This is a genomic window from Pseudovibrio denitrificans JCM 12308 (assembly GCF_001310815.1).
Lineage (GTDB): Bacteria > Pseudomonadota > Alphaproteobacteria > Rhizobiales > Stappiaceae > Pseudovibrio > Pseudovibrio denitrificans.
In genome coordinates, this window is record NZ_BAZK01000008.1 from 69010 (window position 1) to 86456 (window position 17447).

Sequence of the window (17447 nt, forward strand, 5' to 3'; positions counted from 1 at the left end):
CTTGCTCTCCTAAATAAGCCAGCCGGGCATGTAGACGATTGAGAAAATGCCGATCCAGACGATGTCCAGGAAGTGCCAGAACATGCCGAGGCGGTGGAGACGGGATTTGACGGGAGAGGTCAGGCCTTTGATGAGGATCTGGAAGATCATCACCAAGATCCCGATCATGCCAAGGCTGACGTGTGCCCCATGTGTCCCCACCAATGTAAAGAACGCAGTGAGGAAGCCACTGGTCTGCGGTCCCGCACCGGATTGGATCATGCCAACAAATTCAACCACTTCCAGCGAGATGAAGCCTAAGCCAAGCACGATGGTAACAATCAACCAGAACACGGCCTGACTTTTATGCTCCCTGACGGAGGCCAGGGAGGCGAAGCCAAACGTTACGCTGGAAAAGAGCAGGAACACGGTTTCGCCAAAGACGTGCTTGATATCAAACACCTCAATGGGCAAAGGTCCCGTGGCTGTGTTTTGAAACATGACCACGTAGGTTGCAAACAGAAGCGAGAAGATGATCGCATCTGTCATCAGGTAGAGCCAGAAGCCCAAGTCTCTGATGTCTAAGGTTTCTTCCGTCGGGCCGGGAGAGCCGGTGGTTTTAGGGCTGTATGTGTTCATGACCAGAAATCCCCCGGTGCTGGTTTCTTTTCCTCCAATGCCTTGATACGAGCCTTTTCATAGGCCTCGATTTCGGCTGCAGGATGATCTGATAGGTGTGGTCTTGCGAGCTGCGAGTTATCAAACACGCCAGCACACCAAGGAAGCCAAGAGCCACAAGCCACCAGATGTACCATGTGACCGCAAATCCGATGAGGAACCCAAGGCCGCCGAGGAACACACCAATGCCGGTGTTGCGGGGTAAGTGGATATCCTCATACTCCTTGGCAGGGGCATAAGCCACGCCGCGTTGCTTCATGTCCCAGAAAGCGTCTATGTCCTGAATATCGGGGATCTTGGCAAAGTTATACTCCGCTGGCGGCGATGCAGTTTGCCATTCCAGCGTCCGGCCATTGTACGGATCACCAGTGATATCACGGTTTTTCTCACGATCACGAATGCTGACGTAAAGCTGCATACCCTGGCAGACGATGCCGATCAGAACGCTCAGCGCACCAACCGCTGCCACAATCAGGAACGGTTGCCATTCGGCTACATCGTAACGCTCCATGCGGCGAGACATACCCATAAAACCAAGGGCATAGAGCGGCATAAAGGCAAGGTAGAAGCCGATAATCCAGAACCAGAACGACCGTGCACCCCACTTTTCATCCAGTTTGAAACCCGTCGCTTTCGGGAACCAATATTGGAAGCCAGCGAAGTACCCAAACACTGCTCCGGGGATCAGCACGTTGTGAAAGTGGGCGACGAGGAAGGTGGAGTTATGCATCAAAAAGTCGGCGGGGGGGATTGCGAGGAGGACGCCGGAGACGCCGCCGAGCACAAAGGTCACCAGAAAGCCGATGGTGAATAACATGGCAGGGTGGAAGATGATCCGCCCCTTATACATGGTGAACACCCAGTCGAATATCTTTACGCCCGTCGGCACGGCGATGATCATGGTCACGATGCCAAACACCGCATTCACATTGGGACTGGAACCCATGGTGAAGAAGTGGTGCAACCAGACAGAGAAGGACAGAACGGTGATTACCGCCGTGGCGTAGACCAGCGACTTGTAACCAAAAAGCCTTTTCTGCGAGAAGGTTGCCACAACCTCAGAGAAGACGCCGAAGGCGGGTAGAATGAGGATGTAAACTTCCGGGTGGCCCCAGATCCAGATCAGGTTGGCATAGTTCATCATGTTGCCACCTGAATCATTGGTGAAGAAGTGGAACCCTAAAATACGGTCCAGACCGAGCATAGCTGCAACAACTGTCAGCGCCGGAAATGCGAAAGCCATGAGGAGGCTGGTGCATAAGGTGGTCCAGGTGAACAGCGGCATCTGCATCAGGCGCATTTTGGGCGCGCGGCACTTTATGATCGTGACGACAAAATTAATACCCGTCATCGTGCTGCCAACACCACTGACCAGCAGCGCCCAGATCCAGTAATCCACGCCAACGCCGGGACTATACTCCGCACCCGAGTAGGGGGGATAACCGGTCCAGCCCGCCGTCGAGAACTTGCCGATCACCAGTGAGACCATCACCAGCGCAGCCCCGGCTGCGGTGAGCCATAAGCTGATGGAGTTCATGAATGGGAAGGCCACATCGCGCGCGCCAATCTGCTGCGGCACAACGATGTTGATCAGGCCCGTCAGGAACGGCATGGCCATGAAGAAAATCATGATTGTGCCGTGAGAGCTAAACACCTGATCGAAGTGCTCAGGCGCAAGATAGCCATCGTTATTCAACGCCATGGCCTGCTGCGAGCGCATCATCAGCGCGTCCACAAAGCCGCGCACCAACATCACCATGCAAGGGCGATGTACATGATACCAATGCGTTTATGATCCAGCTCGTCAGCCATTCTTCCCAGAAATACCGCCACTTACCGAAATATGTGACCAGCAGAAAGACGACCAATCCACCCAGAACGGTGATGGAAGCACCGCCAAAAGCGATGGCGCTGTAGAAGGGGAGGGAGTCGAATCCTAATCTTCCTAGCATGGTGTATCCCCCTCACAAGCTGGCTGGGTCGTCGCTGGCGCATGTCTGCGCAGGGTGGTCTCGGGCCGGCGGGCATACTTTTTCAGGATCTCTTCAAACAGGCCCGGTTTGACCCATGAGAAGTACTCCACCCCGTGGGCAATGCTGGGCTGGGCGAGCTGATCGTATGTCACCGTGGAGAGTGGTTTGGACTGCGCTTTGGCATTGGCAACCCAGTCCTGAAACTCTTCTTCTGTCATCGCCACTGCGTCGAAGAACTGCATGGCAAAGCCATCGCCACTGTACTGCGTGTTGCGGCCACGGAAGCGTCCGGTTTCATTGGCTTTCAGGTTCAGCTCACTGGTCATCCCCGCCATGGCATAGATTTGTCCCCCTAATGCGGGAATAAGCAGGGAGTTCATGACTGTGTCTGAGGTCAGCTTCATACTGACGGCTTTATCAACGGGGAAGGCGAGTTCGTTGACGGAGGCAATGCCGAGGTCCGGATAGATGAAGAGCCACTTCCAGTCCTGCGCGACCACCTGCACGTTAATGGTATTTTCTGGCGTTGCGATCTTCTTATAGGGGTCAAGCTTGTAGGAATAAGTCCAGACCAGATAGCCAAGCGTGATGATGATGGCGGCAGGAATGGACCAGACGAACACCTCAATAATGGTGGATTTGTGCCATTCCGGCTTGTATTCACCCGTCCCGCCTTTTGCGCGGTAGCGCCAGATGAACCAGAAGACCATGAAGTAAACGGGAATAACCACAATCAGCATGATGAAGAAAGCGGTGTAAAGCAGATCCCGCTCAATAATGGCGATGGGGCCTTTGGGGTCGGCGACAGGAGAGGTCTGCAAGCCACATCCCGCCAACACAAGCAGGAGGCCCAGCAGAGTTATTCCCCTTAGACAAGGTTTTGAAATGAAATGTTTCATCGTATTCCCGCGCAGGATTGGTGACCTAACGGGAATATTTCAAGGGGTGGGGGATTACAGAATATTTAAGGTCACGGCCTCACGGCCTGAGACCCATGAGATTTCAGGAACCAATTCTTTGAGGGGAGCACAGAGATGGTTATCAATTACTCCCCCGCATCCTTCAATTTATCCAGCAGTCTTTGCAGGTGCTTTAAGGGCTTCCAGCATTTCTGCCATTTTCGCCTGCACCATGGTCACCGCTTTAAGGGGGCGCAGCATGACCTTGAAATCATCGATCAGGCCCTCTTCATTCCAATGGATCATGTCGACACCGTTGATGAAGATGCCGTCGACTTCTGTCTCAAACTCCAGCACAGCATTGTCGCCGCAATCCAGAATGCGCACATATTTGAAGCTCTTGTTGACGCCAAGCACCTGAGCCGCGCCATAAAGATACATGACAGTGATCTGCTGCCCCCGTTGCGGCGTGTGCACCACCGGGCTGTAAAACACGCAATCCTTGGCGATCAGGGCAGACAGTTTCGCCAGATCCTTGCCGCCCTCCAGCATATCCAGCCACTTCTGCAGGTTTTCAGAGTAGTTCGTCGACATCCGTTTATCCTCCCCAGCTGCTGCCTTTATTCCCCAAGCGCAATGACGGGATAGGCAGAGCAACACCAGTCAAGCCCATATTGACGTAATGGTCAACCTAGCCGGAGGGGCGGGAATAAGTGCGGGCTTGCTTGAGGATTTATGAAGAGTAACCGGGATTTTTGCGCTGTTTCCTTAGCTCGGCATTAGAGAGCTAAGTGTTAGAAAAATAACAGGAAAGATTGTTTGCGTGGACTTTGAAAGGTTTATGCGTTTTTTGCGTTTTCTGGCGTTTTTTTGTTTTTCATGACCCAGAGCAGAAAATGAACGGACAAGGCTGCCACGCGATAGATATGTACCGCAAAAGAAGCAGCATACATGCCTGAACCAATCCTTTATCGGCCTCCGGCACCAACGCCCTGCAAACCGCTCCGAGGTCTGCGACTGTTTCGCGTGTTCTGGGCGCGCAATGTTTTAAACCTTATCCCCGAGGAGTTCTTCAACAGTCCGATCGAGCGGGTCTATTTTACCCGCCGACCCTGTTACCTGGTCAACGCGCCTGATCTGGTGAATGAGGTGCTGGTTGAAAAGCGGCTGTCGTTTCCAAAATCGGATGTGATGGTGGATACACTCAAACCGGTGATCGGGGAGAGCACGATCATAGCCAGCGGCCCGAAATGGGAAGAACAGCGTGAGATGATTGCGCCGGTGTTTTCTCACGTGGGTGTGCGCAGTGCCTTCAAGCATATTCAGGACGCCTGCAACGAGTTTCTGGCTTATCTGGATAAGGCGGCTGAGTTCGGAAAGTCCATCAGCCTGCGCGATGAGATGAGCCGTCTGACCGCTGACATCATCTTCCGCACCATCTTTTCACATCCCATCGACAGCGTGCGCGCCCGCAAGGTGTTTACGCAGGCCATGCAGTATCAGGCAATCACCACAACATGGGCACGCAAAATGATCCTGCGGGGGACCGGTGAAGGGCCTAACCGCCCCATGCCAAAGGAAGCGGAGATCCTACGCGATGAAATCCGTCTGCTTCTGACGGATCTGGTGGATGAGCACACCGCTGATCGGTTCGGCCAGCATGATGACATGTGCCAGCGCCTCCTGGATGCCCGCCATCCCCAAACCGGTCTGCCCTTCAGCAAGGAGCAGCTGGTGGACCATATCGCCACGTTCTTTTTGGCCGGTCACGAGACCACCTCTGCCGTGCTCAACTGGGCGTTCTTCATCCTCTCCCAGCGGCCAGACTATTCTGAGCGCATCCGGCGGGAGACAGATAGCATCACAAACGGGGAAGTGCTTGAGTACAAGCACCTGTCCAAGCTGAGGTTCACCCGCAACATCTTCCGCGAAACCACGCGGCTCTATCCGCCCATCGCATTCCTCTCCCGTATGGCGGTTGAGGAGACGACTATTGGCGGCCACAAAATCCCGCGAGGGGCGCTGATCATCATTTCACCCTGGATCGTTCACCGGCACCGCTCCTACTGGCACCATCCCGATCACTTTGATCCAGACCGCTTTGAGCGCGATGACGATCCGATGACCGGGGCGTACATGCCATTTGGCATTGGGCCGCGCGTGTGTGCCGGAGCCAGTTTCTCAACGGTGGAGGCCACTTCTGTGCTGGCTGGTGTGACGCGTCATTATAACTTCAAGGCAGAAAAGCCGGAGGAGGTCTTTCCGGAAACGGGAATTGCGCTGCGGTCTCAGTCCGAGATCCGATGCAAGCTCATCAAGCGCAGTCATATGACTCATTAGAGGCGCAAAACCTGCGAAAAGCCCGAAACTATCGGGTGGCGTCCCTGCCAATTATATGCATCATTCCGTAAGGGTAAGAAGGAGGAGGTTGGTATGCGTTGGATTGCTGGGCTGGTCATTGTCATTGTAGGTGCCGCTGCTGGCTACTACTGGTATTCTCTGCCGCCAGAATATCCAACCAAGTACATCATCACCGCCGACCGTATTCTGACAATGGACCCGGAGCGCCCGCAGGTGCAGGCCATATTGGTTGATGGCAACGAAATCATGGCGTTAGGTGACGTGCGCCAGCTGGAAAATCAAGACAAAGCCAAGCTTATCCGCCTCAAAGGCACGTTGATCCCCGGCCTGATTGAACCGCATACCCACCCGATAGCCGCCGCTTTGCTGGCCGCCGCCACCGATATCAGCGCCTTCAAGTACGACAGCCGTTCGCAGATTATGAAGGCCCTTGAGGAATCGGCGGATGAATACAGCCTGACTCCATGGGTGCTAGCCTATGGCTGGGATCCGATCGCGATCAAAGACCTTTCCCCGCCAACTTTGGCAGAGCTGGACGCCATCTCTCCTGACAAGCCCATGCTGGTTCTGACCCAGATGATGCATGAGGCCTACGCCAACTCAGCGGCCCTGAAGGAAGCGGGCATTGACCCGAACCGCGGGCCAATGCTGCGCGAGCTGGAAGAGATCAATCGTGTTGTTTCCGCAATTCCGGCTCCCTCCGATGAGGCCGTGGAACTGCTGGTGCGCAAGAAGTATACGGACTACGCCAAGGCCGGTTACACCAGCATCGGCGTGACCGGAGCCGTGGGACGTCACCCCAATCCGGTGGGCCTGTTGCAGCGTATTGGACTGGAGGACAACCCGCCGGTCCGGACCTATCTCTATCTGACGGAAGATCAACTGCCCAACTGGCGCTTTGGCGGAGACGACCGCTTCACCATTCTAGGCGCCAAGTTCTGGCTGGATGGTTCTCCGTTCACCGGAGCAGCCGCCACCTATCACCCCTATGAAACCTCTGAGCTGGTGTTGGAACGGCTCGGCCTCTCCTCAGGACATCACGGCGAGCTCAACATGAGCGATACGGACCTGATTGAGAAACTGCGGGAAGTGCATAAAAAGAGCGGGCAGGTGGCCATGCATGTGCAGGGCGAGCGCGCCATTGATCAGGCTTTGATGGCCATCGCCACCATTCAGGCAGAAGACCCGCGCGATGACATCCAGCACCGGCTGGAGCACAACGCATTGATAACCCGCGAGCAGATTCAATGGGCGACTAATCTGGGTGTCTCCCTTGGCTTCTTCGTGGATCACATCACCTTTTATGGCGACCAGCTGGAAGACCTGTTCGGCAGCAACCGCATGAACCGTTATATGCCCGTGCGCGATGCCAAGGATGCAGGTGCCGTGGTCACCTTCCATGGAGATCATCCCGCAACGCCCATGAACCCCATGGGCACGGTGGAGACCGCCATGTCCCGTACCTCCCAAAGCGGAAACACGGTTGTTGGTGCTGATCACGCGGTGACGCTGGAAGAAGCGCTGCAGGCGATGACGGTTGATGCGGCCCGTCAGCTGGGGCAGGAAGATACGCTCGGCATGATCGCCGTGGGTATGAAGGCTGACTTCACCCTGCTCAACGGCAATCCGCAGGTGATGCGCCCGGAAGGCCTGCGCTTGATCCGCCCAACCCTCACCATCCGCAACGGCCAACCAGTGGACACCCGTTTCGTCAGCTGGTTTGACCCGGAACTGGCCATCAAGGCTGTCTGGAAGATGCTGATGGGAGATGAGACGGAACCAACCAGCACTTAGGAGGCAGATTGGTTTAGGGGGCGCGTAGACCTCAAAGGTTTCGGCTCAGCCAGTCGAGTATCTTGGCGGCTGTCTCTGGCCATTGCTCATCAAACTGGATGTAGTGGCAAGCTCCGTCGATCACGAGGAACTCTGCTGTTTCATAGCGCTCAGCCATCACCCGCGCGGTGCTTGGTGGCACGGCCTTGTCCTCGGTTCCTGAGATGAAGAGCAGGGGGCATGTGACCTTGTCTGGGTCTACAAACGTGGTCTGGTGGAGGTCATACATCCAGAAGAAAAACTCAAACAGCACCCGACCGGACTCGGAGCCAAGACGCGCATGGATGTCACGTTGCATCTGGGGTGACAGCGTGTTGAAGCCATACTTCACCAGCAGCTCAAAATCCTGTTCCACTGCCTGCTCCCAGAAGGCGCCTGCTGATATGAGCAGCTTCCCGAGATCTCGTTCTTCCTCCGTGGTCGGCAGAGTCCCGTTCACAATGCTGCTGTTGAGAAGAACGCCCGCTTTGATGGCATCCTCAGCAGCCAGCAGCTGCGCAATCAACCCACCGATCGAGTGGCCAACTACAACCGGCGCCTCGCCAATCTCGTCTATGGCCTGCCGGGCATCCTCCACATAATCAGCGATGCTTAACCCGGTGAGCTTAGCATCCCGTTCCGGTCCGGATGGCAGGTCATGATGTCGGTAAGTGAGGCTGTGGCAGGTATATCCGGCAGCCTCAAGGGACACCTGCACATTCTCCATCGACCACGCCGCAGCATTGGTGCCAGTCAAAAGCAGGACTGGAGGCAGAGAGCTGTTAGACATCCGAAGCTCCTAAAGAATGGGGCTCCAATTAGAGCCCCACCCTCATCGCTCTATCAGCTCAGGCTCAACGAAGTGTAAGCCCGGAACTCGCAATTTAACAACAGCATGCCGCTGCAGAGAGCAACGGCTGCCAGATCAAGTCGTCAGCGTTTTTTTGTCGCCCGCAAAACCTTCGCCACAACCTGTTCAGCAAACACTTCGTGGTTTGCGACTGCTGTGCCGATCCTCGCGTCTTTGACAATGACTTCTTTTGTCCGCGCATCAGTAACCGTCACCATGCCCGACATGGAGGATGCACCAGTCCCGAAGAGGATGTCATACCCCATATTGGAAATGAAGAAGCTCTGAATTTTGACGTCAACGTTGACCCGTCTCGGACCATGCAGCTCTTTCAACTTGGTCTGTAGGGCCTTCTTTGTGACCTTAACGATTACGTCTTTATCGTAGTCAACGCCCAGAACATTGTTCAGCCCCTCAAATTTCCAATCGCCCGTCACGGTCACCTTTGAGACCTTTACTTGGGCTTCTTCAATGTCTTTCGCCGTAATGGTCGTTTGGCAGGCTGCCAGTGTAAGCCCGAGCAGAGCGAGTACGGCTAGATTCCGCAGGTTCTTCAGCTTCTGTACAAAGCTATACAAGTATTTGTTTTTCATTGAGTTATGACTTCATTACATCAAGGCAGATTTCGTAAGGAGCCATAGTGTCAGGAGAGGCTTGCGTCTGGGTGATTGCAACCGCCTTCTGGTTTTCGCCGGAGAGACCACGAAAACGCCTCGCCGCCACCTTCTCAAGACCGCATGATTTTTGAGCAAGCTTTATGCTTTCTTTGGAGGTTCGCGCCTAAGCTTCATCCGTGAGGTGGGCTTTATCGGGCCGCTCATCATCACGTCTGTTCTCTGGTTTGGGTGAGAAAGCGCTCTTTCTCTGCCAGCTGGGGTGCGCCGGGGGGAATGCAGGAAACCCTGTCGGAAGGACGGTAGATGACACAAGGAATTGGCCTTGTCATGCAAGGCGGTGGAGCTCTTGGAGCTTATGAGGTTGGTGCCCTGACCCGCATTTATCAGGCGGGATATGTGCCGGAGATCATCACCGGAACCTCCATTGGTGCCCTCAACGCTGCTGTCATCGCCGCCCCCAAGTTCGGAGACCCGATCGAAACCCTGCACGCTCTTTGGGAACACCTCAGCCATGCGCCGGGCTTTGTCTGGCATTCCAGCCAGAAACTGCTGCGCGCCAGCATGGGCCACCCACGTTTTTTCAAGCTGCATGCACCCTCTTTCATGGCCGAGAAACGCCCCAGCATCTACGACATCACACCCGCGCTGGAGACCATGGAAAAGTTCATCGACTTTGAACGGCTCAACAGCCCGGAAGCGCCGCGACTGGTGATCACGGCGACCAATGTGGCGACGGGGCAGATAGAGCGGTTTTCCAACCGAGATCACTACATCACCTCCAAGCACATCATGGCCAGTGGCAGCCTGCCGCCCGGCTTCCCGCCCATTCAGCTTAACGGCAGCTATTACTGGGATGGCGGGCTTTACGACAACACGCCCATCCGCTCTTTGCTGCGTATTCTGGATGATCATCAGATCTCCCATATGCCGATTTTCCTGATTGAGCTGTTCTGCCCGGAAGGCATCATTCCCACCACCGTTGAGGAAGCCGTCTACCGCATGACGGAGCTGGTGTTTGAAGACAAATTCTGGCTCATGCTGGATGGTGACAAGTCCGCCCAGCATTACTCCCATATGCTTTATGATCTGGACAAACTGGTGCCAGAAGACTCGCCCATTCGGGACTGCGAGCACTACCAGTCCCTCATGAAAATGCGCGCGCTCTCTCACATCATCACCGTCAATGCAGAACACAATGCGCTGACTGGTGTGGTGGATTTTGAACCCAAAAGCATCAACGAACGCATCAAGACCGGCTATCTGGCCGCTGATGACGCGTTGATCAAAAATGCTGATCGGATTGAGGCCATTCTCAATGAAAAGCACGAAGGCTACATGACGGAATGTACTCATTCGCACCACACGCCGGGTTCGAAGAAAAAAAAAAGAGGTGCTCATGAGTGAGATTGATGAGCGCAAGTACGACAGCGGCGCCTATGAGAACAAGTGGTTTGAAACCTCTGACGGCATCAAACTGAACTACCGCGTCTACGGCAATGGCACCTCACAAAAGCCAGCCATCATGCTCTGCCGGGCCTGACCCGCTGTGCCCGCGATCTGGACCCCATGGCTGCACAGCTGAGCAAGACCTACAAGATCTACGCGCTGAACCTGCGTGGGCGGGATCTGTCGGATTATGACCCCGACTACAGCAACTACAACACCACCGTTTACATTCGCGATATCTACGAGTTCTGGAAGTTCACCGGTGAGCAACCCGTTGTTCTGCTTGGCTCCTCCCTCGGCGCACTGCTGGCCATGCTGATGGTGGAAGACCATCCGGACATGCTGGCAGGCACCATCCTGAACGATCTGGGCGCCACCATCGAGTTTGCCGGCATGTCCCGCATCTTCGGCTATGCCGGACAGCTGGAGGATGAGGACGAACTCAGCGCTGTTGTTGAAACGGTAAAAGAGCATGTGGGCAATCAGTTTGTGAACCTGCCCGATGACAAGTGGGAGCGCATGGCGCTTTCCATGTTTGGTCTGAAAGACGGCAAGTGGCACCACCGCTATGATGACAATCTGGGCGTCGCACTCATTGAGAACAAAGAGGCCTACCGCGATCTTTGGAAGGCCCATGAGCGGGCGGCAGAGCTGGACCTGCCGATCCTTTCCATTCGCGGAGAGCTTTCAGACGTCACATCCGCTGAAACGATCCGCTCCATGAAAACCATGGCACCGCGCATGCAGGCCGTGGGCATTCCTGATCGTGGTCACTGTCCAATTCTGGATGAACCAAAATGCCTTGAGGCCCTTGAAGGGTTCATGGGGCAATTTGAAAACCGTGCCTGAGCCGTACGAGAGTGGAGGCGAGCATGGCCCGCAAACATCTGGTTCTGTTGAATATGATCGGGGCACTTGCTCTGGTCATGATCGACCAGACGGTGCTGGGCGTTATCCTGCCTTCGCTGCAGCGGACCTTTATGTTTGGTCCAGTGCATCTGCAATGGTCGGTCAACGCCTATCTGATCGCACTGGCTTCCATGCTGATGTGTGGCGGCTGGCTGGGCGACAAGTTCGGTTACTTTACCTCGCTGCGCATGGGTTTGGCGCTGTTCACCGCCGCCTCGCTGGCCTGCGCCTATGCCCCAACCGGTGAGTTCTTCATCACCGCCCGCGTGTTTCAAGGGGCAGGCGCGGCACTGATGCAGCCCGCCGCCACTGCGCTAGTGTTCTCAGCGTATCCAGCGGATGAACGCGGTAAAGCGCTGGCTCATTATGTGGGGGCTGGATTGTTCTTCCTGGCTTGCGGGCCTTTGGTGGGTGGGCTGTTGGTGGAGTTTTTCTCGTGGCGCGTTGTCTTCCTGCTCAACGTGCCCATTGGGCTTGCCGTGCTCATCATGGCCTTTGCCATTGGCAAGAGCAAAACCAACAAGGATACCGGCAGCTTTGATTTTCAGGGCGCGATCCTGTTCGTGATGGCGCTGCTGGTTTTCACCGTAGCCGTCCAACTGTTTGGAGATTATCGCCTGTCACTGGGCGAAGGGGTGGTCTCAGCCGGGTTTGTTATCCTTGCCTGTTCTCTTCTGTTTGTCCGCAGGCACCGTGTGCCCATCCATTCATTCAGTTTTCGCTGTTTGAGAACAAGGTCTATCTGGGGTGCTGCCTGTTGTTGTTCTGCATTCCGTTTGCCCTGTTGGCACAGGTGGTATTTGGTGCGGTGTTCCTGCAAAACGTGCTCAGCCTGACGCCGCTTGAAGCCGGTCTCTCCATGTTGCCCGTGGTACTGACGATCATCGTGTGTGCGCAGTTTGGCGGGCGGCTGGTGGGCAATATCAAGTTCCGCAATCTCGCGGTTTGCGGGAGTCTGGCCATGGGCATCGGCTTTGCAACACAGGCGCTGGTCATTCACTTCAATAACCTGTGGCTGCTGTTCCCCGGCATGATCCTGATGGGGGCGGGGCTCGGTTTTCTGATCAGTACTGTTTCAACAGAAGCGCTCTCCCACGTTTCCTTGCTAGCCCGTGCCCGCGCCACGGCACTGCTGCAAACCTGCAGGCAGGTGGGCGGTGTGTTTGGAATTGCCTGTGTGGGCGCGCTCATCAACTGGCGGGAAAAAACCATGATCTCCGCCGCTGCGGAACTGATGGAACCCAACGACAATGACCGCGAGCTTTTGCAGCTGCTGCTCTACAAGTTCATGGGGGATCAACCTGCCGCCGCCGCTTTGCTGCACGAACGCTGGCCGCAATCCCTTTACATCCTGAAGGCCATCAGCAGCCGAGCTCTGGCGGATGCTTATATCTTCAGTGCCGTTGTTTTGCTTGGCGCGGCTGTCATGTCGCTCTGGGCCTTCAAGGGCCACACGCCACGGCAAAGGCCACAAGGCCCCGAAGGCCCACCGCCGATGAACTCCGCGAATGATTAGAGGGAAGCTCCTGCCAGTGGACTTGGCAGGAGCAGGACACCATCAGCTCTGCGGGATCGCAAGCGTGGCATCAATTTCAAACAGCATGCCGTCCAGTGCCAGACGATCCACCGGAATAAGCGTGCTGGCGGGTAGGTGTTCACCAAACAGCTTGGAGATCTGCTCGCCGATGGCATGGAGCTTGTCTTCTCCGTGACCCGCCACAAGCACCTGAATCTTCACCACGTGCTCAGGCTTTCCGCCGGACGCTTCGATGGCCTTGCGCAGATTGTCAAAGGCAAGTTCAGCCTGTTTGCCCACGGTTTTGCCCAGCACGTTGCCCTCTTTATCGCCGCTGAACTGACCGGAGATGTAAACCGTCTTTGCCGATGAAGGCGCGACAACAACCTGCGAAAAGCCCCATGGGCTGGTATCGACAATGGTCGGCGGGTTGATGCGTTCCAGGCCTTCCGCCTGTGCCATACCGGCAGCGGCAATCATCAGGGTTCCAATGGATAAAGTGGCAAGTCTTTTCATAGTGAACTCATTCTGTTCTTTCACCGAAACATGCGAGGTTTCGGTTTCACAACAGGGCTTGTAAGACCTCAAGCTAAGTTGAGGTCAACAGCAAATTTTCGCTTTTTGTGGTGACGATAACGCGAGTGAACCAGAGAATTGCAACCTGACGCATTGGTGCCATTTTCGTTGCATAGAGCTTTGACCCAAATTAATCGTCACAGACCAATCTCTCATTCATCTTCTTAGGCGTATGCTCTGGGCGTGGCCTGAGTTATGTGCGACAGCTCATGTGAGAGACTGACGGAAACTGATTTTAAAAGCGGATTCTTGATGCATTTAAGGATATTGGCAGGTTTGGCGGGAGTTCTGGCGCTCAGCGGCTGTGAGGAGGCAAAGCCCTTGCAGCGTGAAACGCCGCAGGACGAAATCATTACAGCTTTAGACAAGCACGCCAAGGATATCCAGCGCGGCAACCCTGAAACCAGCCTGAGTGTGGCCGTTATCCGTGACGGTAAGGTCGAGTTCATCCGCCTCTATGACAAATCCATCCGCGGTAAGACTGTTGTCGGTGCACAAGAACCCATCTTTGAGGTCGCGTCTCTCGGCAAACCCGTCTTTGCTTATCTGACATTAAAGCTCGTGGATCTGGATATTCTGTCGCTGGAACGTCCACTTTATCAGTATGCACCAGACCTGTTTGAAAGCGCTGATCCGCGCCTGAAGCGCATCACCGCCCGCATGTTGCTTTCCCACACCTCTGGCCTGACCAACTTTGACGAAAAAGACCCGCTGAAGCTGCGGTTTGATCCGGGCACGGAGTTCACATACTCCGGCTCGGGTTATGCTTTACTGCAGCAGGTTCTGGAACGCAGGACAGGGCTGAACCTTGAAACGCTGGCCCGCATCCATGTGTTTGAGCCGCTTGGTATGACCTCCACCAGCTTCCTCTGGCAACACGCTTATAACTACCGCATCCGCTTTGGCTACGACAAAGACGGAGACCGGATTACCGGCAAACGCAAGCCAACGACCGGCAATGCGGCGTGGAGCCTGCACACCACAGCGGGGGATTACGCTCGTTTTCTGGCAGCGATGATGGATGAGGCGTGGAGCCGGAAGTGAAGGAGTGGATGCTGAGCAAACACAAGACCATCACGGGCAAGATCAGTTGGTCTATGGGTTGGGGCATTCAGGCGACCAAGCCCAACAGCTCCATCTGGCATTGGGGCAGCAATCCGGGCTATCGCTCCTACACGGTGGGTTATCCGGAGGAAGATCTGGGCATCGTGGTTCTTTCCAACAACGAAAAGTTGTTTGAAGGGATTGAGCCGCTCATCCTGCACACAATAGGAGGGACGCTGCCCTCCTATCACTGGTTCTGATCAAGCGATTTCCCGCGCTTTGGCAAGGAATGGTGACAGCCGCTCCAACGCCTCGTTGAGCTGCTCATCCGTTTGCGCAAAGCACAGGCGGAACCAACCCGGTTCTCCCACGAGGAACGCATCCCCCGGTGCGAGACCAACTTTGGCTTCTTCAATGAGCATGCGGGCATAGGCGATGGAATCTGTGACACCGTCCACCTTGAAGTAGGCGTAAAACGCGCTTTCCGGCACCGGACACGTCACCCCTTCATGAGCAAGCAGGCCATTGCACACCAGATCCCGTGCGTGCTGATAGTTCTTTGCCATCTGCGCGACAAACTCTTCGCCCTGTTCCAACGCTACCACGGCAGCCCGCTGCGAGAATGGCGGGGCGCTGGCGATGGAGAACTCGGCAATCTTCTCAACAACCGGTGTCAGGCTTGGCGGCAAGGTGAGCCAGCCCAGACGCCAGCCGGTCATGGCCCATGTTTTGGAAAAGGAATTCACCACGATCAGGCGATCTTCCGGTTCGGACACCTCAAGGAAAGACGGCGCTGCCTTGCCAGAGTAAACCGTGCGAGCATAGACCTCATCTGAGATCAGCCAGGTACCCCGCTCGCGCAGCACCTCCATGATCCGCGCGATCTCATCCTTTGTCAGCATGAAGCCGGTTGGGTTGGACGGGGAGTTGAGCAGCACCACCTTGGCGCCCTTCGCCGTTTCTAAAAACGCCTCCACATCCAGCGACCACTTGCCGTCTTTCACTTCCAGCGCATGGGTGATCGTGCGTGCGCCCTGAAGCTTGGGAATGGAGAGCAGGTTCGGGAAGGCAGGCGTCAGCGTGACAACCGTATCGCCTTCTTCCAGCACGCTCTGGAAGGCCAGATTGAGCGCGTTGCCGCCGGAGACGGTCACTGCAATGCGGTCGACACCGATGGACTTGCCATAAAGCGCGCTCATGTAGCTTGAGATCGCATCGCGCAGATAAGGCCGTCCCAACCCTTCCGCATAAAACGTTTCGCCCGCGGCCAGAGACCGGGCTGCTTCGTCACAAATGAATTTTGGTGTAGGGATGTTTGGCTCCCCAAACCACAAAGGAATAAGGCCCTCAACGCTCATGGCCGCATTGGCCAACTCTCGCGTGATGGATGGAGGAACCTGAATTGCACGGCTTTCCAGCCCCTGTTTTGCTTCAATAGTCAATATGTCGCCCGTCCGCCCGAAAGGTCAAACACTGCACCGCTGTTGAATGTGCAGGCGGAGGAACTGAGCCACATAACAAGCTCGGCTGCTTCTTCCACCAGCCCCAATCTCTTCATCGGTGATTTATCAATCATGATCTGCACAAACTCAGGCGTCATCTGGTCCAGAATGTCTGTTTTGATAGCCGCCGGAGCGATGCAATTTACTCGTATATCAGTTTCTGCCAGTTCTTTTGCTAGAGATTTCGTCAACCCAATCACGCCAGCCTTAGACGCACTGTAAGCTGAGGCATTCGGAGTTCCCTCCTTGCCCGCTAACGAGGCCATGTTGATGATCCGCCCGAAACCACGGTCTTTCATATGCGGCACAATCTGATGGCAGAGGTGGAAGGTGCCACACAGGTTGACCTCCACAACACGCGCCCACTCTTGCGGGTCATAGTCTGCCAGCGGAACAGTGGAGCCCGCAAATCCTGCATTGTGGGAGAGAAAGTCAATCTGCCCGCATTGCGCAAGCGTCCTGGCAAACGCAGCCTCAACTTGATCCTGCTGACTGATATCGACGCGGCAGAAAACATGAGGGAAGGGCAGGTTCTCCGGTACTTTCAGGTCCCAGATAGCCACCTGAGCCCCCGCCTTGTGATAGTGCTGAGCGATCTCTGCGCCAATGCCTTTGGAGCCGCCGGTCACCACGGCGACCTTGCCGGAAAAATCATAGGAAATATCGGTCATAGCAGCACTCAGCGGATGAAGTTCTTCACGTAGTCTGCGCCAAGGCCGACATCTTCAAAGTGCTTGCGGCACATATCGATTTTGGTGAAGACATCCTCATAGCCAAGGTGATTGCCATGCGGGTCCACGTAGTACATGACACCGTTCACCTGAAAGTAGGTGATCATCTCTTCGACATCATCGGGCACCACAAGCGTGTGGGTTTCACCTGGTGGTTCAAAGACATACCCGCCTTCACGTGCTTCCCAGTCATGTTCCAGATAATGCCAGCGACCTTTCAGTACAAAGCCGTGCACCGCGTTGGCATGGCGATGGCGGGAGAGCACGCCGGACTTGGTCACTTTCAGCAGGTTCATCCAATAGCCCTGCGAAACATTGAGACAGAGCGGGCGGAAGTAGACGTTTTCTGTCTGCTTGACCCACATGCGGTCATCGTCCTGAGACAAAGCATCAGGCACCACAATTTCAGGTAGAGCATCTGGTGGCATAGGGTGTTGATAGGGGATGCGGGGGTTTTCGTCTTTTTCGACCAGCGGCATTGACAGAGTCCTTATACGTCCATATTATGGACATTCATTCACTATATGAACAACGATATGCGTATAATTCTTTAT

At 55.3% G+C, this 17447-nt stretch carries 18 protein-coding genes and 1 pseudogene; 9 read left to right on the plus strand and 10 right to left on the minus strand.

What is annotated here, in order from left to right:
- Positions 1 to 9: 9 nt before the first annotated feature.
- The 4 genes and pseudogenes from cyoC to JCM12308_RS11955 all read right to left on the minus strand — a co-directional run bounded on the left by cyoC (position 10) and on the right by JCM12308_RS11955 (position 4123).
- Positions 10 to 618 carry a cytochrome o ubiquinol oxidase subunit III gene (gene cyoC, locus JCM12308_RS11940; protein WP_054783867.1) on the minus strand — a complete coding sequence of 203 codons (609 nt, stop codon included), beginning with the start codon at positions 616 to 618 and terminating at the stop codon, positions 10 to 12.
- Positions 615 to 2609, minus strand: a pseudogene (gene cyoB, locus JCM12308_RS11945) (cytochrome o ubiquinol oxidase subunit I). The gene cyoC and the pseudogene cyoB overlap by 4 nt, the downstream one beginning before the upstream one ends.
- On the minus strand, positions 2603 to 3529 hold the full coding sequence (gene cyoA, locus JCM12308_RS11950; protein ID WP_208609168.1) for a ubiquinol oxidase subunit II: 927 nt from the start codon (positions 3527 to 3529) through the stop codon (positions 2603 to 2605). Before cyoA ends, cyoB begins: the two are co-directional and overlap by 7 nt.
- A 168-nt stretch (positions 3530 to 3697) precedes the next feature.
- Positions 3698 to 4123, minus strand: a complete 426-nt coding sequence (locus tag JCM12308_RS11955; RefSeq protein ID WP_054783869.1) for a nuclear transport factor 2 family protein — start codon at positions 4121 to 4123, stop codon at positions 3698 to 3700.
- A gap of 357 nt (positions 4124 to 4480) precedes the next feature.
- Between JCM12308_RS11955 and JCM12308_RS11960 the strand changes: the two genes are divergently transcribed.
- Positions 4481 to 5869 carry a cytochrome P450 gene (locus JCM12308_RS11960; RefSeq protein WP_054783870.1) on the plus strand — a complete coding sequence of 463 codons (1389 nt, stop codon included), beginning with the start codon at positions 4481 to 4483 and terminating at the stop codon, positions 5867 to 5869.
- A 93-nt stretch (positions 5870 to 5962) separates the two neighbouring features.
- Complete coding sequence (locus tag JCM12308_RS11965) at positions 5963 to 7684, plus strand: amidohydrolase (protein WP_054783871.1); 1722 nt, start codon at positions 5963 to 5965, stop codon at positions 7682 to 7684.
- Between the two features lie 31 nt (positions 7685 to 7715).
- Here JCM12308_RS11965 and JCM12308_RS11970 read toward each other — a convergent pair whose 3' ends face one another.
- Positions 7716 to 8492 (minus strand): alpha/beta hydrolase, encoded by a 777-nt coding sequence (locus tag JCM12308_RS11970; protein WP_054783872.1) that lies wholly within the window; start codon positions 8490 to 8492, stop codon positions 7716 to 7718.
- Between the two features lie 143 nt (positions 8493 to 8635).
- Positions 8636 to 9130 (minus strand): hypothetical protein, encoded by a 495-nt coding sequence (locus JCM12308_RS11975; RefSeq protein ID WP_208978494.1) that lies wholly within the window; start codon positions 9128 to 9130, stop codon positions 8636 to 8638.
- Between the two features lie 342 nt (positions 9131 to 9472).
- Between JCM12308_RS11975 and JCM12308_RS11980 the strand changes: the two genes are divergently transcribed.
- From JCM12308_RS11980 to JCM12308_RS29745, 5 genes are read left to right on the plus strand one after another with little or no spacing between them, the layout of a single operon-like run.
- Positions 9473 to 10573 (plus strand): patatin-like phospholipase family protein, encoded by a 1101-nt coding sequence (locus JCM12308_RS11980; protein ID WP_054783874.1) that lies wholly within the window; start codon positions 9473 to 9475, stop codon positions 10571 to 10573.
- Positions 10566 to 10709 carry a hypothetical protein gene (locus JCM12308_RS29735; protein WP_208978495.1) on the plus strand — a complete coding sequence of 48 codons (144 nt, stop codon included), beginning with the start codon at positions 10566 to 10568 and terminating at the stop codon, positions 10707 to 10709. Before JCM12308_RS11980 ends, JCM12308_RS29735 begins: the two co-directional genes overlap by 8 nt.
- Before the next feature lie 26 nt (positions 10710 to 10735).
- On the plus strand, positions 10736 to 11464 hold the full coding sequence (locus JCM12308_RS11985; protein WP_208978496.1) for an alpha/beta fold hydrolase: 729 nt from the start codon (positions 10736 to 10738) through the stop codon (positions 11462 to 11464).
- Between the two features lie 23 nt (positions 11465 to 11487).
- The gene (locus JCM12308_RS29740) at positions 11488 to 12360 is read left to right on the plus strand and encodes an MFS transporter (protein ID WP_208978497.1); all 873 of its coding nucleotides are present in this window, start codon (positions 11488 to 11490) and stop codon (positions 12358 to 12360) included.
- Positions 12285 to 13040, plus strand: a complete 756-nt coding sequence (locus JCM12308_RS29745; protein ID WP_373282360.1) for an MFS transporter — start codon at positions 12285 to 12287, stop codon at positions 13038 to 13040. Before JCM12308_RS29740 ends, JCM12308_RS29745 begins: the two co-directional genes overlap by 76 nt.
- Positions 13041 to 13082: 42 nt before the next feature.
- On the opposite strand, the gene JCM12308_RS11995 is transcribed toward JCM12308_RS29745, so the two are convergent.
- Positions 13083 to 13556: a RidA family protein gene (locus JCM12308_RS11995; protein ID WP_008551103.1), complete on the minus strand. Its 474-nt coding sequence runs from the start codon at positions 13554 to 13556 to the stop codon at positions 13083 to 13085.
- Between the two features lie 381 nt (positions 13557 to 13937).
- On the opposite strand from JCM12308_RS11995, the gene JCM12308_RS12000 reads away from it, so the two are divergent.
- The gene (locus JCM12308_RS12000) at positions 13938 to 14660 is read left to right on the plus strand and encodes a serine hydrolase domain-containing protein (protein WP_164845298.1); all 723 of its coding nucleotides are present in this window, start codon (positions 13938 to 13940) and stop codon (positions 14658 to 14660) included.
- Positions 14657 to 14920, plus strand: coding sequence for a serine hydrolase (locus JCM12308_RS32270; RefSeq protein WP_128647385.1), 264 nt, complete (start codon positions 14657 to 14659; stop codon positions 14918 to 14920). The genes JCM12308_RS12000 and JCM12308_RS32270 overlap by 4 nt, the downstream gene beginning before the upstream one ends.
- Here the strand turns inward: JCM12308_RS32270 and JCM12308_RS12010 are convergent, their stop codons facing one another.
- From JCM12308_RS12010 to JCM12308_RS12020, 3 genes are read right to left on the minus strand one after another with little or no spacing between them, the layout of a single operon-like run.
- Complete coding sequence (locus JCM12308_RS12010) at positions 14921 to 16102, minus strand: pyridoxal phosphate-dependent aminotransferase (RefSeq protein WP_054783877.1); 1182 nt, start codon at positions 16100 to 16102, stop codon at positions 14921 to 14923.
- The gene (locus tag JCM12308_RS12015; RefSeq protein WP_054783878.1) at positions 16099 to 16833 is read right to left on the minus strand and encodes an SDR family NAD(P)-dependent oxidoreductase; all 735 of its coding nucleotides are present in this window, start codon (positions 16831 to 16833) and stop codon (positions 16099 to 16101) included. The genes JCM12308_RS12010 and JCM12308_RS12015 overlap by 4 nt, the downstream gene beginning before the upstream one ends.
- An 8-nt stretch (positions 16834 to 16841) precedes the next feature.
- On the minus strand, positions 16842 to 17372 hold the full coding sequence (locus JCM12308_RS12020) for a 2,4'-dihydroxyacetophenone dioxygenase family protein (RefSeq protein WP_054783879.1): 531 nt from the start codon (positions 17370 to 17372) through the stop codon (positions 16842 to 16844).
- Positions 17373 to 17447: the final 75 nt, after the last annotated feature.